Here is a 21,649-nt window from a genome sequence, read left to right as displayed (position 1 = left end):
GGACGATCGAGAACCCCCCACCGTCACGGATCAATATGCCTGCGCCGTTCCCTTAATCAAAATAGTTTATTAGCTCAGCTTTGTTGTTTCAATAACTCTGTGTCCGTAGCGCAACACCGGACCTGAGCCAAAATGCTGACCGGATCATATTTGTAATTTCCGTGACACAATTACCCTGCTCTGCACTTGCGTCAGGGCAGACTTGCGTGGACTATCGCCGCCGCGAACACCGGCCAGAAAGAAACCAGCTTGCGGGAGTGACGCTGTGTCAGCGACGAGGAAAGAAGGAGCGCGCCTCCGCTCCATCGGCAATCTGGATCTCATCAGGCGATTCACCTGGGAGATATCGTCGATCAACATGTATCTGGAGGAGCTGCGTCAGTTCTGGGCGAGGACGCTGGGCATCAGTGGCCCGCAATGGCTGATTCTGATGGCGATTTCCGACCTCGACAAGGACGACGGCGTCCCCGTCAACGTGGTCTCCAAGCTGCTTCACGTCGACCCGTCCTTCGTCACCACCCAGTCCAAGCTGCTGGAGAAGAAGGGCCTACTGCGCCGCCGCCCCTCACCGACCGACGCCCGCGTGGTGCGGCTGTCGCTGGTGGAAAAGACGCAGAAGCACATCGCGAGCCTCAACGAGCAGTACAAGACGATTCGCGAATTCGTCTTCCAGGAGTTCGATGAGAACGAGCTGACCGAATTCACCGCCAAGCTCGCGACGCTGAAGACCCGGCTGGAAAAGGCCTGCGTCAGGATCTCCCTCGACTTCTGAGGCGCATCCGTATCTGAGCCAGGTGGCCGCCGCGCTCAGATCCGTTTGCCGACGGCCCCGAGTCGCGATTCGAGCCAATCGAAGATGAATTCGTTGGCAAGGCTCGGATTGTCGGCATGAGCCTGGGCCGCGCCGGTCTCTGCCGCGGTGAACACTTTCAGCACGATATCCGAGCTGCCGAGCTTGGATTTCTGCACGATCTGGCGCGCCCGGTCGGCCTTGAGCCAGCCGTCCTCGCCGAGCGTGATCAACACCGGACATTCGGCGCCGGAGGCCATCAGCGGCGCATGCGGCACCGGCACGATGCCGAGGTCGCTCACGGCGAAACGGCTTGCGAAGAACGACCGCTCGTGCAGGTCCCACAGGCCGCCGTCGCAGACGGCCGCAGCAAGACGCGGCTCCTGCAACACCGCACGCGCCACGAACGAAGAGCCCCACCCGTCCGCCACGATCGCAACGCGATCGAAATCGACGTCGTCGCGCTGCTCCAGATAATCCATCGCGCAGCCAACCGAGCTTTCGAGATCCCGCCGCTGCATCAGCACGTCGGCGTAATCGTCGCGCTGGTCGCCGAGCAGGTCCAGCGCGAGCATCGACAGCCCACGCTCGCGCGCATGGGGCGCGAGCTTGAACAGGAACTCTTCCTTGCGGTGGCCGGGCTCGCCGATGCAGATCACCGTCGGCGCGCGACCGTTCCCCGCAGGCGCAGGCAGGAAGTACCCCTGCAACGAATGTCCTTCGACCCACGGGATCGTCACGACCTCGCCGGCCGACCCGCGCGCGGTGAGGAAACGGCGGGCGCATTCCTGCATCGCCAATACCGCGACCCAGCGGCGCTCGTCGGCGGGGTCGAGTGGCATCGCAGCCGCACCGTAGTAGTTCATCGCGCGCAGCCAGTTGCGTTGTGCCGTTGCCATATGGCCTTCCGCGAAGGCGGCCTCGGCACGATGCCGGTTGGCCTGGGCCAGCTTCTTCCACTCGCGATGCCAGGACTGCTCATCGTCGCGCTTCAGTTGCCGCGCGATCATGAGGCATTCAGCGATGGTGGCGCCGCCCTCTTGAGCCGCTGTCAGCAACCGCGTGAATTCAGCAGAGATATCCTCTCTCTCCGGGCAGAGGATGAAGTCGTCGGAGAGGCATGCGGGTATCATCGGAGCTACGCTTTATGTGGCGCTAGCTTGATTCAGTAAACTATTTCAGTTCACTAACCAAGCAGCCGCGCGCCGAATGAGACCCGTTCGAGATCACCATCGCTTGAACGCACGTGATAAGTCGCATGCGTGACATGCCGTATCGTCATGAGAAGGCGAACGCGCGCGTGGGCAGGCAAATTACTTGGGTAAAATTGCCTGCGCACCTCTTGCAATGATGATCATCATACCCATTTTTGCGGGCGCTCGTTGACGGTCTCAGCCAAATGGAATCAGCCGAGCCGCCAGCCGACTTCCTGGGTGAAACTTTCGTAGAAGGCGCGGTCATAGGCCTGCTCGGGCGCCGCGCGCACGCGTTCGTCGAGCCGCTGGGCATCCTCGCCGACCAGGATGCGCCAGCGCTCCGCCTTCACGCCGTCGAGGATGATCCGGGCGGCCTGCGCCGCCGTCGTCGGGGCATCCTCGAGGAAGGTGCGGGCGCGTTCGGCGAAAGCCGCCTGGATCTCCTCGTCCGATTTTTTGTCAGCATCTGGCACGCCCGCCGCAACCATGCGCTTGCGCGTCAGGTCCACCTCCTCGGCATTGAGACGCTCCGATCCGTCGCCGCTCTGCACCTTGCGTGAGTTGGAGACGATGGAGGTGCCGATATGGCCGGGCATCACCACCGAGCATTTGACGTGCGGGGCGTGCAAGCGCAGGTCGTTGATCAGCGCTTCGCTGAATCCCTTCACCGCGAACTTCGCCGAGCTGTAGGCGGTGTGCGCCTGGCCCATGCCGATCGAGGCCCAGAAGCCGTTGACGCTGGCGGTGTTGATGATGTGGGCTTCGTCGGCCTTGACCAGCATCGGCAGGAAGGTGCGGACGCCGAGATAGACACCGCCCCAGCAGATGTTGAAGGTGCGCTCCCACTGCTCGCGCGTGTTGGTGAACAGGCTGCCGCCGCCGCCGATACCGGCGTTGTTGAACAGCAGATGGATCTTGTCCGTCTTCTGCTGCTCGGCGAGCTCGTCGCGAAAACGCTTGAGATGATCTTCGATCGACACGTCGGCGACATGGGTCGTGACGCGCAGGCCCTGCGGCAGCTTCTCGACCTCGCAGAGCCGCTTGGTCTCCGTCATCGCGGCTTCCGAGACGTCGCACATGGCGACGTTGCAGCCTTCGGCAACAAGCTGCCGGGCGAGCTCGCGCCCCATGCCCGTGCCACCACCGGTGATGACGGCGATCTTTCCAGCAAATTCCTTCATGGGACTTCGGCCCCTCCCCTTGTCGGCATGTTTCTTCGTCGTTGGCGCGCCGCGCGTGCGGCGCGCAAAATGTAGCAGCGCCGCATCCGCAGGTAAAAGCGGATCGGCGCTGCTGTTCGACGTCAATTATTTCGGGCTACGGACTATTCAGCCGCCTCGACGCGCACGCCCTTCAACGCGCCGAGGGCCTCCAGCGCCTTGCGTGTCGCGGCCTGCTGCGCCGGCGAGGCCTCCGGCATCGGCGCACGCGGATAGGTTTTGGGCAGGCCCTGGAGGGTCTGCGCGTAGCGCGTACAGGCCGGCAGATTGTCGGCGATGACGGCGTTCCACAGCGTCAGCAGCTTCTTGTGCAGGTCGAGCGCACGCGGGTGATCGCCAGCCTTCACCGCATCCCACAACGCGACGGAGGCGTGCGGTGCCGCGGTCAGGATCGCGGCGATCGAGCCGTGCGCCCCCAACGTGTAGGACGGATACATCAGCGCATCGACTGCGCTGTAGATCAGCTTGTCCGGCGCCATCATCATGAGGTCCGCGAACAGTTTCAGATCGCCGGCGCTTTGCTTGACACCGACGACCAGCGGCACCTCGGTCATGATCCGCGTCAGCAATGCCGGCGACAGATACGACCAGGGCACCACGTTGTAGATGATGATGGGCATGCCGGTCTCATCCGCCATGGCGCGAAAATGCGCCACCATCGCCTCGTCATCGGGCTTGAACAGGTAATGCACCGGCGTGACCTGGAGGGCTGCGACATTCATGTCGCGCACCAGCTTGCCGCGGCGGATCGCATCGCGCGTGGAATCGACGATGATGCCGGCGATGACGGGAATGCGTCCCTTCACCGCCTCCACCGTCGCCGCCATCAGGTCGCGATATTCCTCATGGTCGAGCGTGTGGCCCTCGCCGGTCGAGCCGCCGGCCGCGACGCCGTGCGCGCCGGCGCCAATCATCCAGTCGACCTGCGGCGCCACGAGCTTGGTGTCGATCTCGCCGTCTTTCCGGAACGGCGTCGTCATCGGCGGAATCACGCCGGTCGGTCGTACCTTCATGGTCTGCCCTCGCGTTTCCTTTGGTCCTGCGGCGGTCTCGCTCTTTTGACGAGTATCCGCACGCGTCGAAGCGTATCGGCTGCGCCGGCCTTGTGAAGGGCGGATCACGCGGCGCAGCCCCCACAATCGCTCATTCCTGCGCGTATTTGTTGGGGGTTCCCGTAGTTGTCCGGCTTCGGTTTAGGGGCAATTTTTTTACAATCCGAATCGTCAAATGAGGAACGCTGGGGCGAGCAGGCCCAGCCGGCGTGTCGTTTCCGACACAGGCTGTGGCACTCGGCTTGCATCCTCCTCGTGGTCGAAACTACCGATGAGGTGACTGGAATGTTCATAACCGTCGTTGCCGTGCTCTGCCGGCTTGGCGCTGCTGCTTCGGGCAGCTGCGTCGAGGAAATCGTGACCGACAGCAACATGACGCCCGATATGTCGATGATGGCGTGTGCGGTCGGTGCGCAGGCACCGCTTGCAAAATGGATGGGCGAGCATCCGATCTATCACACCAACTGGCGCCTCGACCGCTACAAATGCGTGCCGGGTCACTACGAGATCAAGGGCCACGCCTAAGGCCCCGCAAAACTACTGATACCGAGGAAACGCCCGGGGGCCGCCCTTCCCCGCGCGAATTTGCAGCGCCAGACCCGTCACGGCGGCGCCTGCGTGACAACGATCACGCCTTCCCCTCAAGCCACCGCACGCAGAATATCCGCACGCGCCTGTCGCCCCTCGGGCGTCGGCATCAGCGCATAATTGTGCGGCTGGTCACGCAGCAGATGCAGCTCGACCGCCACGCCGGCCGCCCTCGCCCGCGCGGCAAGATCGACGCTATCGGGGTAGAGCAGATCGCGCGTGCCCGAAAAGATCGTCATCGGCGCGAGCGAACGGAACGCACCGTTCAACGGGCTGACGAAGGGATGGCCGACATCGAGCTCGCCGGCATAGAGCCGCCCGACTTCGATGATTCCCGGAATGTCCTGGATCGGATCGCGCGCCGCGATCTCGACCTGCTCCGGACGGCTGATCGACGCATCGGCCGCCGGCGAGATCAGGATCAGCCGGCTCGGCTGCCGATGTCCGCGATCGCGCAGCCACTGGCATGCGGCGAGCGCGAGGCCCGCGCCGGCCGAATTGCCGACCACGGTGACCTTCGCGGACCCCGCATCCTCCAGCAGCATCCGCAGCAGCTCGGCCGTCCGCGGCACGACATCCTTCGCGGTCGCGCGCGGCGCCAGCGGATAGATCGGCACGACGCAGACCACGCCCGCCTTGCGCGTCATCTGGCCGACGAAGCGCCAATGCGCCGGCACGATCTCGTTGATATAGCCGCCGCCATGCAGGAACATCACGTGATTGCAGCCTTCGTGTCCCGATGACGGCGCCGTGTAATAGACCGGCCAGCCGCCCATCTTCGTCAGCGTCACCTCGACAATGCGGCCCAGATCCGGGGGCTCGAACGAGACCGGCTCCAACGCAAGCTTCTGCACATGCGCCTGCACGGCTTCGGCCGAGGCGAGCTGCCGCTTGTAGGGAAGCAGCCCGAGCAGCAGGTTGAAGGCGCGGCTCTGCAAGCTCGGCGCGGGATCGCTCGAGGACTTGGCCCACGCAAAAGGGCATTCGCACAGCCGCCCGACCGACAGCATCTTCGCAACGCTCATGCTCCTGCCCTCATTTGCTGCGCCCGGCCGGCCCCAACTTGCTTCTATCCATCGGCTGCCGACCCTGCCTATAATGCGAGCATTCACTCGCTTTTCCTACTCGCATTCGGAATGCAGGTATCATGGCGCGCAAGCCACCGACAAAACCCCGGAAAAACGCCCTGCAGGAGCGATCCCGCGCCACCGTCGACGCGCTGGTCGAGGCAACTGCTCGCATTCTGGTTCGCGAAGGTTTTGAGAAGACGAGCACCAACCGCATCGCCGAAATCGCCGGCGTCAGCGTCGGCTCGCTCTATCAGTATTTCCCGAGCAAGGAGGCGCTCGTGGCCGCTGTGATCGCGCGCCACAACGAGGAGATCATGGGCATCGTCCGCACCACGCTCACCGAGGTCATGGACATGCCGCTCGAGAAAGCCGTGCGCCGCCTCGTCACCGTCGCGATCGACGCGCACCGCATCAACCCTGAACTGCATCGCGTTCTCGCCGAGCAGATCCCGCGCGCAGGAAAGCTCGACGTCGAAGCCTTCAACCGCGAGGTCCACAGTCTCGTCCGCGCCTATTTCGAGAGCCACCGCAAGGAAATGCGCAAGATCGACCTCGACGTCGCAACCTTCATCTGCGTCAGCACGATCGAAGCCGTCGCGCACAACACGGTGCTGAACCAGGCCGAGTTGCTGTCGGAGAAGATGGTGAGGACGCTGGTGGATGAGACGACGCGGATGGTGGTGGGGTTTTTGAGGCCAGCCACGTAGCACTCGTTGTTGGACGCCGCTCCGGCGCTGGACTTGATCGAATCAAAGCCGCAATCAGGTCGCGGCGATCAGTACGACACGCGTCACCTCGCTACAAAACCGTCGTGCTTCAAGAAGGCGTGCACAAACCGTCCGAGGGGTTGAATCGTACGCAGCAGTACATACTTTAGTAAGTCAAATGACTAATTCACCAGAATGGAAGGCGATCGCCATCGCAGTGACGGTTGCGTTCGTGTCGATATCCCTGTTGGCAGTCGACGCGGCGCTGGACCTGAACGTCAACGGGTTGGCCAAACGCCTGGAGAGCGCGCAAGCCTCGTTCGTCGACACGATGGGGCAGCACCAACTTGCCTTCGCCATTCCGACATGGGCCCGCGACAAGTCCCGCGCAGAGGAGAACTGTCAGGAAAGTCGGTGCTGACCGCCGGCCACTGACACCCGATCACTCGGAAGACAGGACATCGCCTGCCGATCCGTGATCGTGCAAACCGATGGTCGATTTCAGAAGTAAAATGGTCGGAGCGAGAGGATTTGAACCTCCGACCCCTAGTCTCCCAGACGCAGGCAAATTATTGATATTGCTAGAAATTATTGGAAACGAAGCCATTACAGTCTTATTGAAAACACACGCTTTTTTGTTTCTGTTGTAAACGCGATCCGGATGCCTCGCGCTGGCCTGTTTTCGCCCGCGGTGGCCGGTTTGGTACTGTCCGTATTTAACCGCCGGTGTTCAAAGTTGAATTTGCAGTGTCCTAATTAGCAACCGTTCTAGTTGAGGAACGTTGCCGGAAGGGCACTGGAGTACCGCAATGACAGTCACCCGCAGCCGAGTGAAGCAAACACGCTCCCTTGAAGATCGAATGGCCGATCAGGCCACCAAGCTCAAAGATCAGGCCGACCACCTCCCCGCTGGCGCAGAGCGAGAGGCGTTGCTGAAGCGAGCCAGGATCGCTGAGACCGGCGCGCATCTGAGCGACTGGCTTCAATCGCCCGGCTTACGGCCTCCCGAATGACGGAATCCGCCTTGCAACAACTCATCGAAATACAAGGCGACCTTGCAGAGTTAGATCGTGTCCCGTTGCGTGGTGTAGCTGGCGGCGGGAGACCGCGTTCGCCGGCAAGAGCCGGGCAGGTCAGCTGGCGATCGCCGGAAGGCTGACAGTGGGATCATCGCTCAACGGCGCGATGGTTTCCAGCGTCATATAGCGGGCGCGCTGGACGGCCCATTCATCATTTTGCTCGAGCAGGATCGCGCCGATGAGGCGGACGATGGCGTCTTCATTGGGGAAGATGCCGACGACCTCGGTGCGGCGCTTGATCTCGCCGTTGAGGCGCTCGATCGGGTTGGTCGAGTGCAGCTTGGTCCGGTGTTGCGGCGGGAACGTCATATAGGCGAGCACATCGGTCTCGGCCTCGTCGAGGAAACCGGCAAGCTTGGGAAGCTTGGGGCGAAGCTGGTCGGCGACCTTCCGCCACTGTACTTGTGCGGCCTCGGCATCGTCCTGGGCGAATGCCGTGGCAATGAAGGCGGAGACGACGCGGCGGCCGCTCTTGCCGGCATGGGCCAATGCATTGCGCATGAAGTGCACGCGGCAGCGTTGCCAGCTGGCATTGAGCACCTTGGTCACGGTGGCCTTGATGCCCTCATGGGCATCGGAGACGACCAGCTTGACGCCGCGCAGGCCCCGGCGGGCGAGTTTGCGCAGGAACGCGGTCCAGAACGTCTCGGCCTCGGACGGGCCGATATCCATGCCGAGCACCTCGCGCCGGCCATCGCTGTTGACGCCGACCGCGATGATCACCGCGACCGAGACGATGCGCCCGTTCTGGCGCACCTTCACGTAGGTGGCATCGATCCACAGATACGGCCAGTCGCCCTCGATCGGACGGGCGAGAAAGGCCTTCACCTTGTCGTCGATCTCCGCGCAGAGCCGGCTTACCTGGCTCTTGGAGATGCCGCTCATCCCCATCGCCTGCACCAGATCGTCGACCGAGCGGGTCGAAACGCCTTGCACATAGGCTTCCTGAACCACGGCAGTGAGCGCCTTCTCGGCCATCCGGCGTGGCTCCAGGAAGCCCGGGAAATAGGAGCCTTTGCGCAGCTTGGGGATGCGCAGCTCGACTGTGCCGGCCCGGGTCTCCCAGGTCCGGTCGCGGTAGCCGTTGCGCTGGGCCAGACGCTCGGGGTTCTTCTCGCCGTAGGCTGCACCGGTTTGGCCTTCGACTTCCAGCTCCATCAGCCGCTGGGCGGCAAAGCCGATCATCTCGCGCAAGAGATCGGCATCAGGGGTCTTCTCCACGAGCGTGCGCAGGTTCATCATATCGTCGGTCATCGGTGGTTCCTCGGTTGCGTTGGCGTGTCGCAACCCGATCCTACCGGAGAACTGCCGGTGACCACCGTAAAGCCGCCCGCCCGCTACGGCGCTAGTTGAGGCGCGCGTCCGGGCGGCTTTGCTCTACCGAGCTACACCACCACCGGGGGCACGACCCAGAGTTACGGAAGATAGCTCGCGATTTGCCTCTGCAAGCGGCCCGCATCGTACTGAGGTTTGCGGACCGGATGGAGAATTGCGCCCGGGAAATCGACAAAAAAGCCTAAAAGGCCCGCAGAGTGAAGTAAGATCGCCTCAGCCGGCGCCCTGACACTTGGTCCAGTCTCTGTTCTTCTAATAAGTTTTTGGGGTTCGTATCCCGATTGGGATCTCCACCCCTCCCAAACCAGCATTGATTTTACCGCGAAACAATCGCTCTGTGACCCACCTCTTAAGAACGAATGTGGTGCGGACCTGTCAGCTCGCGCCCGGTGGGTCACATTTCGTTCCTCATGGCGCGAGTCCGTTTACACAATCCCACAAACGAACTGAAACCGGCAAAACAGCAGTGTCGGCTTCGAACGGAAGTCCTGGGGAACGAGAACGATCCGAGATCGCGAGTTTCGGAATTTATGGCTGCCGTATTTGACCCTGGGTGTCCTAAGCTGATTTGGTACGTGTCCTAATTCGCGCAGGGGGCGAAAATGGACGGCAGAGTAGCCTTAGCGGGAGCAATCGTGTTCGCCACGTTAGTGGCGGCATGGATGCTCAGGTATGAGAACTACGGTTACAACAATCTCGACCACAGAAACCGATTTACCGGAGCCGTCTGCTCCGTCTGGGAAGAGTGCTGGCTTAGCAGCGAGAAGCAGTAAACCGCCTAAGGCCTTTCTACCCTGACGCTTTCGATAATTGGGGATTATCGAGGGCAGATGCGCTCCGTACGCGCGACTAAATCATCCAGCATCACGAGCCGAAAGTCGCCGTTGTTCGCGGTCTGGTTGTGATGGTAGGACTGGCGAAACTTAAAGGTTGAGGGACGCTATGGTTTCGTCGCGTTGGGGGGTACTGACATTTTCGCAGGCCACCATAATAGTCGCAGCACTGCTAGCCCTCTATTTCCCGGGCGCGGTATATCTGCATTACAGCTACGTCCCGAAACCCGACCCGCCGAAGGCTGCGCAGCTCGCCGGACCTTTCCGCAAGCTCGACGACACTGCCTATCAAATTCTGATGCCAACGCTCGACGGATACGCCGATACTGGTTGGGGGACGACCCGATCAACCATCATACTGTTTGAAGATGGACGACAGCTTGGACCGGCGCACAGCCCCACAAAAATCGCGAGCGGAAGCTATTCACATTTCAGCGGCTCGGGCATCATCTTCTCGGCCAGCGACAACAGCGACCCAAACACCAATGGGCGAACCTATTCGGTGACATGGCGATGAGCGTCCGGAGCGCTCCGTGGTTTAGGAACGCCGGCTGCATTGCCAAGTTTTCCCGATGGCCCGGGGGTGATGCCGGGCCGGAAGGTGACTTGCCCCAGCTCACTGTCCTTTGTGAGGCTGGGGCTTTTTCAGTTTAAGCCTTCGGCACCCACGACTGGCAGTAGCTCATTCTCGTTCGAGCCGCTAGGAATCGACAATTTGACTCTCGCCGGCGCTGCGTTTCGATGACGGAATGATCCGTCTCATCAAGCACGAACGCGTTCCCGGAACGGGCAGTTTCGAGGTGCGCTTCGCTGACGATCGCCGAAGCGCCTTTTTCTATTTCGAGGATCTTCCGTCCCGTCGGCTGCGCCAGCAGATGGTCGGGAAAGAAGCGCTCGATTGCGCGAGGATGTTCGCGCGGATCATGAGCGGCCTGATCGAAGGCTGGTTTGGAGAAAGAGGCACGCAGGCATGATTCCCCGAGCCGGGAGGGTCAACCATGGCGGCGGTCAAACAGCCTGAAAACAAACCATAGCGCGCCGGCCACCCAAAGCAGGCACACCTCCAAAACCAGGACGAGGCCCAGTCTCTCGCGCCAACCCGACCAAGCTGCTCGATCTCGGTCAACTTGCCCCCGGATGAAGCCAGACTCCTCCGGCGACCGAGACCCTATGAACCTGAAACCGTCCTCGACGAAATAGCTGAACTCTGGCGAGCTCGGAGGCCAGCTCAGAAGGTCTTTCATGGGCTTGTAGCCGGGCTGCGGCGCAAAGTAAGGACGCGGTGTGAGATCAAACGTGGTCGGCTTGACCGAGACCAGGATCACCGGAAGGAGGAGAGCTGCACCAATAGCTATCTTGGCGCGGCGAACCATCCGCGCTGCCTTGCTGGCTCGGTCGGCAATCTTAACATCCCCCACTCCCATCCGGACACTGATAGCATTGCAGCTCCTAGTAGAGTCAAGAGATGGGTGCTCGGAATGGAATTAAAACGATGCCGGCAGCCCTGCCCGCTCAGCCGGCCTGAATTTATCTGACGTCGAAAGTAGCCGGGATGAAGACAGGCCGGCGGCGCCCTGTTTTGTTGCGATTGAACCATTCCGCGGACGTCGAAGACACTCCTGTGGGTAGGAGGGATTCGAGCTCAGGAGGGATCTATGCGGCCGTGGTTGTTGCGCGCTGCGGCTTGGGCGCTGACCGTTGCCGGCTTGATTATCGTCCTATCGATAATCGTGATGCGAGGCCCGCCAGCGTGAACCGGCGCTTCGGCCTGGAATAGAAGAAGCCCGCCAGGTGCGTCAGCTAGCGGGCTTCCCGCCAATGCGTCGCAGTGAGTTCACCATTGCGACCGCGGAATACGAACAGGATCAGGTTTACGGTTCCTTAGCAGCGCCAGGCGCTTCATTCGTCATGGCTGCGCCATGATGCGATAGAGCTCGGCCGTAAACATAGCTTGGTCCTCGGGCTTAAGCTGCGCATATTTCGTCACAAGGTTGGCAGCCTGCATAGCCGCCTTCACACGACCGCGGCGCTCATCCATCATCTGGTTCAGGCCCTTCAGGCAACCGGTGAGCATCCAGTCGAAGCTGATGTGACGCAGCTTGCAGTAGTCGGCCATTTTTTCCGACTGCAGCGGCCGACCGGTGGCGGAGTTTCCAGGTGCCACTTGATCGAAAGCCATAAGAGGCGACTGCTGATCTGCCGCGGCGAGCTGGCGCCTTCCTCTCTTCCAGGCGCCCCTCGGCGGTTTCCCACCGCGGCCGGGCCCGGTCAAGCAGGCGGCTGGACGATCATCACGATCTGTAAGCCGCGGACGATGACGGTGTCGGCGCGCGACCAACCGCTAGATTGCGCAGGACTTTGTCATCTAGCAGCAGCGCTGCGATGTGGCCCCGGCGCAAGCCGCGAAAGCACCAACGAGGAAAGTCCAGCAGCACGATCCGGATGATCTCAAGGCGTGCCCGAAACTTTCGATAATTAGGCATTATCGAATGCCATCAGAGATCATCACACACAAGTAAGGCCCAGTACCAACTCCTCGGTTCGCGTCAACAGCGCCTCGATCTAAGGTGTTGTTGACGAGAACTCAAAAGTCCTTCCATTCACTCTCGGTTGCCACTATCTGCCCTTCAACCCAGGGAGGATTCATGCCGGAACCGTTCACGCTCACCACGCTGCTGCTGGCCGGTGCCGCCGCGGCTGGCACGGAGGCCGTCAAGGAAGGCACGAAGGACGCTTATCGCAAACTGAAGGACAAAGTCGGCGAACTGTTCGGTCCCAAGGCGGCCAAGGCCCTTGTGAAACTCGAGGATGCCGGTACCCAGACCGAAGGCAGCAAGGAGCTAGAGCGCTATGTCGGGGACAACCTCGATCCCGACGAGGCGACCCAGATCCAGCCGTTGGTCGACGCGCTCGTCCAGGCATTGAAGGACGACACCGTGGGGCGGAGCGCCGCCCACGCCCGCGTCGGGCTGGACATCGAGGCCGGCGGCAACGCGCTGATCCGCAACATTGAAGGCGCCCGCGAGGTCGTTGCCAAGGTGAAGGCGGGGCAAGACGTCACCATTGACGGCCTCCGCATGGATACCGGGCGAGATCCGGGAAAATAGCTGGCGCGCTCGCAGGTCCAAACAGCGCGCCGGTCACCAACACGGATCGAGCTGCTCCCGGCGTCGTCATCATGGCGAACGCCGGCAACAACGTTTTCGTCAACAATTACGGTCTTGACGAAACGCAGCTCGACTTGGTGTTCCAGCGTAACCTCGGGTTGCTGCGCCAAGTCTTGATTGGCCCGGAGACCGCAAATGTCGCGCCGCACGACCAATATCTTTCCGACCAGCTCGACCGACTGCGGGACGATGCCAAAGAGATCGACCCCGACACCAGTCTCAAGCTGTTTCACAGCTTCCTCGACAAGCTTCCCGCGGGCGCGAGCGCCACGATTCGCTACCGGGCCAAGGCCAATATCGGCCTGCAGCACCTCGCGCGCGGAGATGGAGCGGAAGCGGTCCGCTGGCTGATCGAGGCCTTTGACGAAGCGCCCGACGATCCGCGCGCCGTCGCCAACCGTGCCCTGGCGTTGCACTTGCGCGGCGACTCCGAGGAGGCCTATCGCTTCGGATGCGAGCGACTTGCGGCGGATCCGACCAACGAGGTGCTGGCCTCCTATCTGCCCCAGATCGCCGCCCGGGTCGCCAGCGTCACCGACGGGCTCGACGACGTTCCGGAGGCGCTTCGCGACAAGGAAGCCGTGATCGTTGGCCAGGCGGTGTTCCTGCGCGGCCGCAACCTCGGCCCGCAATGGTGGAACTTCGTCAAATCGGCGCTCGCGCGATTCCCCGCGTCCGAACACCTTAAGCTGCTCGTGGCATTCGCCGAGGTCGACGCGATCACGCACGACGAGGAGGTCCAGCGCAGCCAGATCTTCACGACGGATCAGCGCGAGCGCCTGGCTGCTGCGGCTGCGGTCCTCGATGCCAGCTGGCGGGCCCGGCCATGGCTGTTGAAGAGTAGCTTCGACGATGCCGCCCAGACGCTCGCCAACGCAATGATCGCCTATCGGATGCTGCATGATCGCGATGCCGCGCTCGCCCGCGCCGCGCGCATCGCCGACGAGGCGATCACCGATCCGGCCATCCTTCTCAACGCCGTGATGGTCGCCCTCAGCTTCAATCAGGATGACCTTGGGCGCCGTTTGATCGCGCTCTCGCCTGATGATCCCGACCTCGCTTTCCATGCCGGCGTCATCGCGCTTCACGACGGCGACTGGGCCAAAGCAGCGACCGAGTTCAGCAAGGCCAACGTCCCGGACAGCGAGAAGCGGGTCGCCGAGACGGCGATGGCCCTGGCGCCGATCAAGGCGGCGGGCAGGCCCGCCGACGGCAGCGCCGCGGATCCAGTGCCGCTCGAAGCGCTCCTTGCGGCCACGCGCGACAGCCCGCGGGGGCTCATCCTGATCGCGCAAGTCGCAACCATGCTCGGACTGGACCAGGTGTCCGAACAGGCCCTTTCTGCGGCCGTCGAAGCAGTGCCGGACGACAGCCACCTTGCAACCCGGCTGATGGTCGCGCACGAGGCGGCGCGGGCTGGCTCGCCGGCGACCGTGATCCGGCTACTTGACAGCCATCTACCATTCGATGGCTTTGACTCCGAGCACGAGCGACTGGCGATCGCCCACGCGAACGAGCATCCGCATCGTCCGAGAAATCTCGCCTATTTTGACGGCCTGCCGGACAGATTGCGGCACCTGCACGGGATCGCGCGCGCTCACGCCAGTCTTCTGCTCGACCTCGACAGGCGGCCTGAGGCCGTCCACCTGCTGCGTCGCCTCCATGGCGAAGATCCCACCGATGCCTTTGTCACCTTGCGTCTCGTCGAGGCGCTCCGGCGTTCCGACGACGCGGCGGGCGCCGGCGCCGTGCTGCGCGGGTTCGATCTTGAGCGCTCAAGCGGCCCACCCGAGCTCATCATGGCGCTCGCACAATCTGTCATGCGGGAGGGACATCCCGAGCGAGCCTATCCGGTCGCCTACGACCTGGTCCGGCGCCATGCCGATAACCCGCGCGCCGTGCTCGGCTATGCGGGCCTCGGCCTGTTGCTCCAGGACCACAACCCGATGTTCGTAATGTCGGCGGCGGGCATCGGCGCATACGTCTCGATCCAGGGACCGGACGGCCTGCAACAGAGCTTCATCATTGACGAAGGCGGCGACTTTTTCGGCTTGCGCGTCCTGTCCCCCGCCTCCGGCATGGCAGCGCGTGTGAGCGGCCTTCGCCGTGGGCAGACTTTCCAGCTGCCCAAGCTCGGCATGGAGGACGAGACCTGGACCGTCACCGAGGTCGCCAGCAAGTATTTGCATCTGTACCACCGCGTGCTCGAGGAGTTCGAGACACGCTTCCCGGGCACACCAGGGCTAGCGCGCTTCACGGTCGGACAGGACAATGTCGACAAGGTGCTCGACATCGTGCGTCGCAGTGCCGAGCAGAATGCAAGCATCGCGCGGCTCTACATGGAAGAGGCCCTGCCACTCGCCGCCGTCGCGCGCGGGGGCGGCGCTGACGTGGTGGGCTTCGCCCAATTCGTCCGGCGACTTGGCGGTCGGATCATTACCTGCGCCGGGTCCGCGGGAGAACGAGCTCGTGCCGCCACCCTGGCACAACGATATCGTGACCGGGGCGCAGTCCTCGATCCATACACCGCATGGGTCGCCGCCGACATCGACGTCCTGCCGGTGCTTAAGGCCTATTTCGGCACATTGCGCACGCCCGCCTCGACGCTCGCGATGATCGACCGCATGATCGTGCGCGAGAATGAGGGGCGGGGGCGCGAGCAGATGACCATCGGCTTTCACGATGGTCAGTTCTACCGGAGTAAGGTCACTGACGAGTTCCGCGACCGTCAGATCGCAGCCCTCACCCGCGTGCGTGAGACCATCCTTGCAAACTGCGACATCGTCCCGGTCCTCGTTCCCGACATCATATCCGAGCCGGCGGAGACGGTCCTCGGTGTCGGTGGAAGCCGTTTCCTCGATGCTGCCTTTCTCGCGCGCGAGACTGGTGCGATTTTGCTGTCCGACGACAAGCGTTACCGCGATGTGTCCGCTGAGGTGGTCGGATGTCACGGGATCTGGTTGCAGGTCGCTCTGTTCGAGACGGTCCGAGCGCAGCATCTGTCCTTTGCGAGCTACGCGCTTGCCATGGCGGGACTTTCCGAGCGAGCGCACGAGCACATCGCGCTGAGCGCCCCGCTCCTTTACGCCATCGCGTGTCACGACGGCGAGGACTTCCCTGGCCTGCGCTGCGCGCTAGAATTCCTCGCCGGTCCGACAGCGGAGATGCGCTCCCATCGCGCGGTACTCCGCGAGTTCCTTGACAGGCTGTGGTCACCGGACGCTGCTTGGCGACCTCAAGCGATGTTGCCCCGGCACAAGACCCGGGCGGCCACAGGTCTCGCGCTCGAGGCGTACCTCGCCCATCGAATCCGGGATTGGCGACCACTGCTTTACGACATCATCGGTCGGAGCAGCGGCGAACTGTCTGAGTATCTTGTCGTCTGGCTACGCGGCCATTTCATTACGAGAGACCTTTTAGCCTCTCCGGAAGGGCCGGATACGCGAAGGCCCCGGAAGCGAAACGGCGCAGCTTGAACTTCACCTTCGCCACGGTCCAACCGCTCCCTGGGCCCCGATAATCGGACGTTACCGGATGCTGGCGGCTGGGTCCGTAAGAGGCCGTACCTTGAGGCAACTGGCCCGCTTCTCCATCTGACCTCATGCTCTGCTCACGCGGATTGTAATATGCCCTCCACTGGCAAGCAGTTGATTCCGCAGCCGCCCAATAGGCACAATGCCGGCCAACGCCGTCATTTCCGGAGGATGATTGCGGCTTATACAGAAAAAATTTCGACGCGCCCGACGAGCCGCCCGATACCCCGAGAACCCAATTAGGACGGGCCTCCATCGATCCGAATGATGGCAACCGACAGAGCGGACTGGTCACGAACAGTAATTATCACGATTGACACTCCACCACTGATCAAACAAGTCGAAAGGGAGACTACTCAGGACCTTTAGCGCCGCGAGCACCGTCAGCAGCCCACCTCGCATCCCGACAAAAAGGGGAATTTGACGTGACACAGGAAGAGATCAAGCTCGCGCTCAAGATCGTGACCATCGCGTTCAGCTTGTTGGCCGGAGTTCTATGGCTCTTTGCCTCTCTGCAAAACGTGAGGCCAACCGACAAATCGAAATTCGCTAATCCGGACATCCTGTTCAATCTCCCCAATTTCAATGGAGAGATGTCGGACGTGTTGGCGACCGCCGCGCGACAAAGCTACTGGAACGGCTGGGCGTCACTCTGCGCCTCTCTTGCCGCGCTGTTCGGTGCCCCCTTGTACTTCCTGTAGCAAATGCGGCCGCCGTCGCCCGAATTCCCGATCGTTGTTCTTGTTGGATATGCGATTTCGGGTGCTGTACGTATTTCGAACCGCACCCGATTTCGCAACGACAGGCCTCAACACCCACCGTAAGTGTTGGCCAGTGCCGTGCTGAAGTGCGTCCCGCCACCGTTCCAGGAGTTGGGCGCCACGCAACTCAACGTGGTGATGCTGGTGACAAAGGTTCTCGATGTCCCTTCCACTAGAAGATTATCGCCGAAATTTCCGCCGGTGACATTGCTATAGCGCACGAGCGTTGCTGTGCTGACGCTCGCGTTTAGGATGTTGCCGGTAAATGTCGGCATCAAGATTGTGCCAACACCGCCATTGAAATCCACCATCGCGGCACGGGCACAGGACGACCCGTTAACAACTTCTTCGAAGTAGTTGTTGATGACCATCGGCTTCGTGCCGCTCTCGATGATCGTGCACCCGGCCCAGGTGACATTATTGTTCGAGAAGTTGAAGGCACCGGCGCCGGCAGTGAACTCAAACAATCCTCCGAACAGTGTTTTCCCGAGCAGTTGGTTGCTCTGAATCCGGAACGTGTCAGAGACGTGGTCGAGATGGATACCGCCGTAGATATTGTTGCGCAGAATGTTGATTGACTGCGAGCCAGAGCTCGTCGGATTGCCCACATAAAGCGAGTAGTCGTTTCCGCTTTCGCCAAGGGTTACTTTTTCGATATTGATCCAAGGGAAGTTGGTAGCGGCAGTCACATCAACGAAGGCGATGCCACGTCGACCGTAGCGAGGCTCCATCAGAAAGGTCGGCGGCACAAACGACGGCGTGGCGCTGATGGCGAAGCTCGCCCACGTAATCCCGACCCAATCACCTCCCGCGGTGTTAGAAACTAGGAGGTTATCGACGCTGCCCGCCATGTCGGGAAAGGTCATTAACGTGGAGAAGTGACCCACGCCGATGATGTTAAAAGGACGCTGCTGCAGCAGCGCATACGGATTGGCACCCTGCTGGCGGATGACACAGCCCGTCGTTTTTCCCGGGATGAATAGCGTGCCGCCGGTAGGCGTGCCGTTCATCGCATTCTGGATCGCCGTCGTGTCGTCCGTGCCGTAGACGAAAGGATGCGTATTTGTTGCGGCCTGCACTGTGACGGTTGTGCTCGCGGCAAGCGCGACATTGACTTGCGTCGCACTGACAAAACTCGAAATCGTGGTCGCGTAATCCGCGCCGGCAGCGCCTGCGAACGGAATGAAGATGCGTTTCCCGACATCCGCCGACGTGAACGTGCTGCCCGATGATGTCAGCAACGTCTGCGTTGCAGCGATCGAAATGTTCGTGGCGGGCTGGTCAAAATTCTGATTGGACTGAAAGATGCCGTCGCACTTAGCACCGTACCAATAGATGCTGGTGTATCCGAGCGCGAGGTTGCAGGCGGACGGCGCCAGCGAGCAAACCGCGTTTAGCGCCGTCGCGGCGAAGGTGCCATTGGCTCCGTTCGATGCCAACAGATCGCCGGCATTGTTCGTCGAATTGTTGGCGCCAGTGCCACCTAGCGCCGTCGGCACCATCCCGGGCAGCGCCCCGCACGTGATACCAGCGTCGACCAAATTGCCACTCGCATCGGCCTTGATGCAATTGTTCGGGCTAAACGTGCCGGACGTCGTTCCATAGCTGGTGGTGTTGCCCGAGCGCGTGCCCTGCTGCAGCGGCCCCGTACCGTTGCCGATGATCGGGAGGTTCGGGGTGAAGCTCGATTGCCCGGTCCCCCCGTGCGGCACCGTCGCAGGGCTTCCGGGCGACGCAATGGCGTCCTGCACGAATTCGGTCGATGCGCATTTGTTGCTGCTGTCGCCGAGCGCCGCTGTCGGGCAGACGTGATTTTGCGCGCGCAATGATGCGGGGCCTGGAGCGTAGGCCAAAAGCAGCAAGGCAGCCGCGAGCTGCAAACCGCGGCGCGGCGCGGCGACGAGGAGGCGATTTAGCTGACGAAAATTCGAACAAAGGACTTTAGGCATTTCCTGCGACTCCGAAGAGAGTCGCGCTTTGATCCGCGTAGCCGCGCGGGATTTGGCTCTGACTTGCGATATCTGGGCGATAGGGTTTAGGCGAACGCGGTGAAACTAAATGTTGCTGTCAATCCAGCTTGTGCAGGCGACGTTGCCCACCAACAAAATCCTTTACCCGCAGTGAGGTTCTTCCTGACTGCAAGTCCTAAGAGCCTTCGAGGCTCGAAAGAATAGGCGAAAGTCGTGTGGGAATTCGTACGACTTAAAGTCTGCCACCTTCGGAAAGCAGCAGTTGAAATGCCGAAAGCACGAAGTTCGTTGAATGCTTTAAAAGCCCGTCGCGGCCGGCATCTCACTCGTGATAATCAGGCTTTACCGCAACTTTGGACCGACCGCGGCGTCGCCGGCATCCGATCCGGATAAACACATTTCTAAGAAACGGCGCTTGACAGACGTCGAGCTGGTCCCCCACGCGTCTTCCAAAAGCCGGAGCTGGTCCTTCTCCTGCATGGCTTTGGCCGCGATACCCGCCTTCGTTCGATCGCTGATGCGCTTCCGCACTTCGGAGTCCGCCATGGCGGCTCTTGTGTTCTCGCTGACCCGCTGACGCCAGTTGGGATCCGAACTGCGGTCGATCACCCGCCCCCTTACCTCCGGGCGGACCATCGCGGCCCGTGTGCGCTCGCTGATGGTTGCGCGGACCTCGGGGTCGGCCATGCGCACCTTCGTTTTCTCACTATGCGCGGCGCGAGCGGCCGGATCGGCCCAGTACTCATTGGCTTTCGCTCGAGATCGCTCTCTCGATGCTTCGCTGCGGGATTGACGTTTCACGTGCAACTCCCTCCTATCCCGGCTTGCTGCCTACGCGGCGGACGTCCCCGCCGCCGGGTCCCGCCGGCGGAACAGCGAACGAGGCCGAAACCCCGCCAAGACCAGGAGCGCCGCCAGGTGGAACGATCATTGGCGCGGCGGTCCGTGACTCACGAGTCGACAGTACCGTCGACGCGTCCGGGGACCGTCCTTCAAGGATCGAAATCCGGGCCATCATGGCGCGAGCCAATCCCTTCAACTCATCCACCTCGAGGCGAAGCCTTTCGGTCTCTGACATTTTGGCGACGCGCTCGTGTTCAAGGTCCTCAGCTTGCGCCTCCAGCCCCAGCACGAGCTTTAGGTTCTCGTCGACCATCGCCTCAAGGGCGACGGCGCTGGCATCCAGGCCAGGGGTCCGGCACAGCGTTCGCACAGCTTCCGTGGGCCTTAGAGCCAGTATTTTCTCCCGAGCAGCCTCATACCTCGGCGTCAACTCCCGAATCTGATCAACAACCACCTGCCATCGAGCGAGCTGGTTCTCGGCGACAACTCGAGCAAACCCAGGGTCGCCTCCCGCGCCCTCGGGTCGGATATTGAGCGACCCAAAGTTGGGATTGCTCAAGCGCGGTACGTCTCGGTTCATGTTTCTCACGGATTGCTCCTTTAGGATGATTCACGGTTGCTTAAGAGCTCGCGCAGCGCTTGCTCCAGGTATTCGAAATCAGGGCGTGTCGAGGGGCTAAAGATGCTGCTCGAAGCAGAGTCGGGCCCGTTGTCGTAACGGAGCAGAGCGCTGATAACCTGCCTATCATCGAGAAGGCGCATCTCAATGTGCTTGGCCAAAACTCCGTCCAGACGAATTTCGACCTGCAGCACGGCTTGATCTGGAGAAAGAGCTTCGGGCCCACGGGCGGCGACTGCTGCCCGCAGAGGCGGTTCAGCGCAGGCAATACGCGCCAGCTCGATCATGATGCGCCCGCGGTCCATCTTCCGAATATCGACGATATGATCGCTGGCCCTTCGTAGCTCCTCCACGCGCGCAACGACGTCAGGCGACTGGGCCAATCGATTTTGATTTCCACGATGCCAGGTGTATCCGGCCGCGGTCATGGCGTCCGCCCGGGATTTTCCGCCAGCGAGGGCCTGCGCGACGAGTTCGTGGCGACGGTTACGAAGCTTTGCCATCCAACTATGCCCCGTTTCCGACCAGCGTGAACGAGCCATTATCGTGGGCGACTATGCCAACCATAGCCCATTGGCCAGCCGTTCTGGTGAACCCCTGTTGGCACTGGAGTGTAGCGCCGGCACCCGCGACAATCGTGGCTTGTCCAGCAGCGATCTGCAGGACCGATACATTAAAGCCAGCTGGCAAGCTGGCCGGTACCGTGATTGCGCCACCCACGGCGCTGTCGAACAGGATGATGCCGCCGCGATAGCTTCGATCGAGCGTAACGTCCCCGGTCACACGTGTCAGGGCGGCGCCGAAGCCGTAGAAGCGAGAGTCGGCGAAATTCGTGTCATAGCCGGACGAGTTTTTAAGGTAATCTGGTGCTGGCATCGGCGATCCG

At 61.8% G+C, this 21,649-nt stretch carries 22 protein-coding genes; 10 read left to right on the top strand and 12 right to left on the bottom strand.

Features of this window, described 5'->3' with window-relative positions:
* Nucleotides 1–265: 265 nt before the first annotated feature.
* The gene (locus QA645_RS19580; RefSeq protein WP_254131924.1) at nt 266–772 is read left to right on the top strand and encodes a MarR family transcriptional regulator; all 507 of its coding nucleotides are present in this window, start codon (nt 266–268) and stop codon (nt 770–772) included.
* Between the two features lie 35 nt (nt 773–807).
* Here the strand turns inward: QA645_RS19580 and QA645_RS19575 are convergent, their stop codons facing one another.
* From QA645_RS19575 to QA645_RS19565, 3 genes are all read right to left on the bottom strand, one after another.
* On the bottom strand, nt 808–1,923 hold the full coding sequence (locus QA645_RS19575; RefSeq protein ID WP_283052363.1) for an alpha/beta hydrolase: 1,116 nt from the start codon (nt 1,921–1,923) through the stop codon (nt 808–810).
* A 272-nt stretch (nt 1,924–2,195) separates the two neighbouring features.
* On the bottom strand, nt 2,196–3,167 hold the full coding sequence (locus tag QA645_RS19570) for an SDR family NAD(P)-dependent oxidoreductase (protein WP_283052362.1): 972 nt from the start codon (nt 3,165–3,167) through the stop codon (nt 2,196–2,198).
* 143 nt (nt 3,168–3,310) lie between these two features.
* Nucleotides 3,311–4,219 carry a dihydrodipicolinate synthase family protein gene (locus QA645_RS19565; protein ID WP_254131927.1) on the bottom strand — a complete coding sequence of 303 codons (909 nt, stop codon included), beginning with the start codon at nt 4,217–4,219 and terminating at the stop codon, nt 3,311–3,313.
* A gap of 324 nt (nt 4,220–4,543) precedes the next feature.
* Between QA645_RS19565 and QA645_RS19560 the strand changes: the two genes are divergently transcribed.
* Complete coding sequence (locus tag QA645_RS19560) at nt 4,544–4,783, top strand: hypothetical protein (RefSeq protein ID WP_254131928.1); 240 nt, start codon at nt 4,544–4,546, stop codon at nt 4,781–4,783.
* Between the two features lie 116 nt (nt 4,784–4,899).
* On the opposite strand, the gene QA645_RS19555 is transcribed toward QA645_RS19560, so the two are convergent.
* On the bottom strand, nt 4,900–5,871 hold the full coding sequence (locus tag QA645_RS19555; protein ID WP_283052361.1) for an alpha/beta fold hydrolase: 972 nt from the start codon (nt 5,869–5,871) through the stop codon (nt 4,900–4,902).
* A gap of 122 nt (nt 5,872–5,993) precedes the next feature.
* Between QA645_RS19555 and QA645_RS19550 the strand changes: the two genes are divergently transcribed.
* The 3 genes from QA645_RS19550 (at nt 5,994) to QA645_RS19540 (ending at nt 7,636) form a co-directional block, all read left to right on the top strand.
* Complete coding sequence (locus tag QA645_RS19550) at nt 5,994–6,623, top strand: TetR/AcrR family transcriptional regulator (protein WP_283052360.1); 630 nt, start codon at nt 5,994–5,996, stop codon at nt 6,621–6,623.
* A gap of 247 nt (nt 6,624–6,870) precedes the next feature.
* Nucleotides 6,871–7,044 (top strand): hypothetical protein, encoded by a 174-nt coding sequence (locus QA645_RS19545; protein ID WP_283052358.1) that lies wholly within the window; start codon nt 6,871–6,873, stop codon nt 7,042–7,044.
* A gap of 388 nt (nt 7,045–7,432) precedes the next feature.
* Entirely contained in the window at nt 7,433–7,636 is a 204-nt protein-coding gene (locus QA645_RS19540) for a hypothetical protein (RefSeq protein WP_283052356.1), read from the top strand.
* A gap of 120 nt (nt 7,637–7,756) precedes the next feature.
* On the opposite strand, the gene QA645_RS19535 is transcribed toward QA645_RS19540, so the two are convergent.
* Complete coding sequence (locus QA645_RS19535; protein ID WP_283046248.1) at nt 7,757–8,956, bottom strand: IS256 family transposase; 1,200 nt, start codon at nt 8,954–8,956, stop codon at nt 7,757–7,759.
* 1,023 nt (nt 8,957–9,979) lie between these two features.
* On the opposite strand from QA645_RS19535, the gene QA645_RS19530 reads away from it, so the two are divergent.
* Together QA645_RS19530 and QA645_RS19525 are read left to right on the top strand one after the other, a co-directional pair.
* Nucleotides 9,980–10,387 (top strand): hypothetical protein, encoded by a 408-nt coding sequence (locus QA645_RS19530; protein ID WP_283052354.1) that lies wholly within the window; start codon nt 9,980–9,982, stop codon nt 10,385–10,387.
* A gap of 232 nt (nt 10,388–10,619) precedes the next feature.
* Nucleotides 10,620–10,844, top strand: a complete 225-nt coding sequence (locus QA645_RS19525) for a hypothetical protein (protein ID WP_283052352.1) — start codon at nt 10,620–10,622, stop codon at nt 10,842–10,844.
* A gap of 18 nt (nt 10,845–10,862) precedes the next feature.
* On the opposite strand, the gene QA645_RS19520 is transcribed toward QA645_RS19525, so the two are convergent.
* Both QA645_RS19520 and QA645_RS19515 read right to left on the bottom strand, forming a co-directional pair.
* Complete coding sequence (locus QA645_RS19520) at nt 10,863–11,243, bottom strand: hypothetical protein (protein ID WP_283052350.1); 381 nt, start codon at nt 11,241–11,243, stop codon at nt 10,863–10,865.
* A 533-nt stretch (nt 11,244–11,776) separates the two neighbouring features.
* A complete protein-coding gene (locus QA645_RS19515) occupies nt 11,777–12,049 on the bottom strand; it encodes a hypothetical protein (protein ID WP_283052348.1) in 273 nt (90 codons plus the stop codon).
* Nucleotides 12,050–12,515: 466 nt separating this feature from the next.
* On the opposite strand from QA645_RS19515, the gene QA645_RS19510 reads away from it, so the two are divergent.
* From QA645_RS19510 to QA645_RS19500, 3 genes are all read left to right on the top strand, one after another.
* Nucleotides 12,516–12,977 carry a hypothetical protein gene (locus tag QA645_RS19510; RefSeq protein ID WP_283052347.1) on the top strand — a complete coding sequence of 154 codons (462 nt, stop codon included), beginning with the start codon at nt 12,516–12,518 and terminating at the stop codon, nt 12,975–12,977.
* Nucleotides 12,978–13,048: 71 nt separating this feature from the next.
* A complete protein-coding gene (locus tag QA645_RS19505) occupies nt 13,049–16,513 on the top strand; it encodes a hypothetical protein (RefSeq protein ID WP_283052344.1) in 3,465 nt (1,154 codons plus the stop codon).
* Between the two features lie 482 nt (nt 16,514–16,995).
* Complete coding sequence (locus QA645_RS19500; protein ID WP_283052342.1) at nt 16,996–17,271, top strand: hypothetical protein; 276 nt, start codon at nt 16,996–16,998, stop codon at nt 17,269–17,271.
* A gap of 107 nt (nt 17,272–17,378) precedes the next feature.
* On the opposite strand, the gene QA645_RS19495 is transcribed toward QA645_RS19500, so the two are convergent.
* The 5 genes from QA645_RS19495 to QA645_RS19475 all read right to left on the bottom strand — a co-directional run bounded on the left by QA645_RS19495 (nt 17,379) and on the right by QA645_RS19475 (nt 21,639).
* Nucleotides 17,379–19,280, bottom strand: coding sequence for a hypothetical protein (locus QA645_RS19495; protein WP_283052340.1), 1,902 nt, complete (start codon nt 19,278–19,280; stop codon nt 17,379–17,381).
* A 363-nt stretch (nt 19,281–19,643) separates the two neighbouring features.
* Entirely contained in the window at nt 19,644–20,102 is a 459-nt protein-coding gene (locus QA645_RS19490; protein ID WP_283052338.1) for a hypothetical protein, read from the bottom strand.
* A 13-nt stretch (nt 20,103–20,115) separates the two neighbouring features.
* Nucleotides 20,116–20,733, bottom strand: coding sequence for a hypothetical protein (locus QA645_RS19485; protein WP_283052336.1), 618 nt, complete (start codon nt 20,731–20,733; stop codon nt 20,116–20,118).
* An 11-nt stretch (nt 20,734–20,744) separates the two neighbouring features.
* A complete protein-coding gene (locus QA645_RS19480) occupies nt 20,745–21,266 on the bottom strand; it encodes a hypothetical protein (RefSeq protein WP_283052334.1) in 522 nt (173 codons plus the stop codon).
* Between the two features lie 4 nt (nt 21,267–21,270).
* Nucleotides 21,271–21,639 carry a hypothetical protein gene (locus tag QA645_RS19475; protein WP_283052332.1) on the bottom strand — a complete coding sequence of 123 codons (369 nt, stop codon included), beginning with the start codon at nt 21,637–21,639 and terminating at the stop codon, nt 21,271–21,273.
* Between the last annotated feature and the right edge of the window lie 10 nt (nt 21,640–21,649).

It is taken from the genome of Bradyrhizobium sp. CIAT3101 (genome assembly GCF_029714945.1).
Lineage (GTDB): Bacteria > Pseudomonadota > Alphaproteobacteria > Rhizobiales > Xanthobacteraceae > Bradyrhizobium.
Note: the sequence above shows the minus strand (reverse complement) of the source record. Positions and strands in the feature narration are given on the sequence as shown.

Excerpts from the sequence above, each read along its gene's own strand:
- QA645_RS19555 (WP_283052361.1), bottom strand. The coding sequence starts at position 5,871 with ATGAGCGTTGCGAAGATGCTGTCGGTCGGGCGGCTGTGCGAATGCCCT.
- QA645_RS19550 (WP_283052360.1), top strand. The coding sequence starts at position 5,994 with ATGGCGCGCAAGCCACCGACAAAACCCCGGAAAAACGCCCTGCAGGAG.
- QA645_RS19510 (WP_283052347.1), top strand. The coding sequence starts at position 12,516 with ATGCCGGAACCGTTCACGCTCACCACGCTGCTGCTGGCCGGTGCCGCC.
- QA645_RS19575 (WP_283052363.1), bottom strand. The coding sequence starts at position 1,923 with ATGATACCCGCATGCCTCTCCGACGACTTCATCCTCTGCCCGGAGAGA.
- QA645_RS19540 (WP_283052356.1), top strand. The coding sequence starts at position 7,433 with ATGACAGTCACCCGCAGCCGAGTGAAGCAAACACGCTCCCTTGAAGAT.
- QA645_RS19570 (WP_283052362.1), bottom strand. The coding sequence starts at position 3,167 with ATGAAGGAATTTGCTGGAAAGATCGCCGTCATCACCGGTGGTGGCACG.
- QA645_RS19565 (WP_254131927.1), bottom strand. The coding sequence starts at position 4,219 with ATGAAGGTACGACCGACCGGCGTGATTCCGCCGATGACGACGCCGTTC.
- QA645_RS19515 (WP_283052348.1), bottom strand. The coding sequence starts at position 12,049 with ATGGCTTTCGATCAAGTGGCACCTGGAAACTCCGCCACCGGTCGGCCG.
- QA645_RS19525 (WP_283052352.1), top strand. The coding sequence starts at position 10,620 with ATGATCCGTCTCATCAAGCACGAACGCGTTCCCGGAACGGGCAGTTTC.
- QA645_RS19505 (WP_283052344.1), top strand. The coding sequence starts at position 13,049 with ATGGCGAACGCCGGCAACAACGTTTTCGTCAACAATTACGGTCTTGAC.
- QA645_RS19520 (WP_283052350.1), bottom strand. The coding sequence starts at position 11,243 with ATGGTTCGCCGCGCCAAGATAGCTATTGGTGCAGCTCTCCTCCTTCCG.
- QA645_RS19475 (WP_283052332.1), bottom strand. The coding sequence starts at position 21,639 with ATGCCAGCACCAGATTACCTTAAAAACTCGTCCGGCTATGACACGAAT.
- QA645_RS19530 (WP_283052354.1), top strand. The coding sequence starts at position 9,980 with ATGGTTTCGTCGCGTTGGGGGGTACTGACATTTTCGCAGGCCACCATA.
- QA645_RS19480 (WP_283052334.1), bottom strand. The coding sequence starts at position 21,266 with ATGGCAAAGCTTCGTAACCGTCGCCACGAACTCGTCGCGCAGGCCCTC.
- QA645_RS19560 (WP_254131928.1), top strand. The coding sequence starts at position 4,544 with ATGTTCATAACCGTCGTTGCCGTGCTCTGCCGGCTTGGCGCTGCTGCT.
- QA645_RS19495 (WP_283052340.1), bottom strand. The coding sequence starts at position 19,280 with ATGCCTAAAGTCCTTTGTTCGAATTTTCGTCAGCTAAATCGCCTCCTC.
- QA645_RS19535 (WP_283046248.1), bottom strand. The coding sequence starts at position 8,956 with ATGACCGACGATATGATGAACCTGCGCACGCTCGTGGAGAAGACCCCT.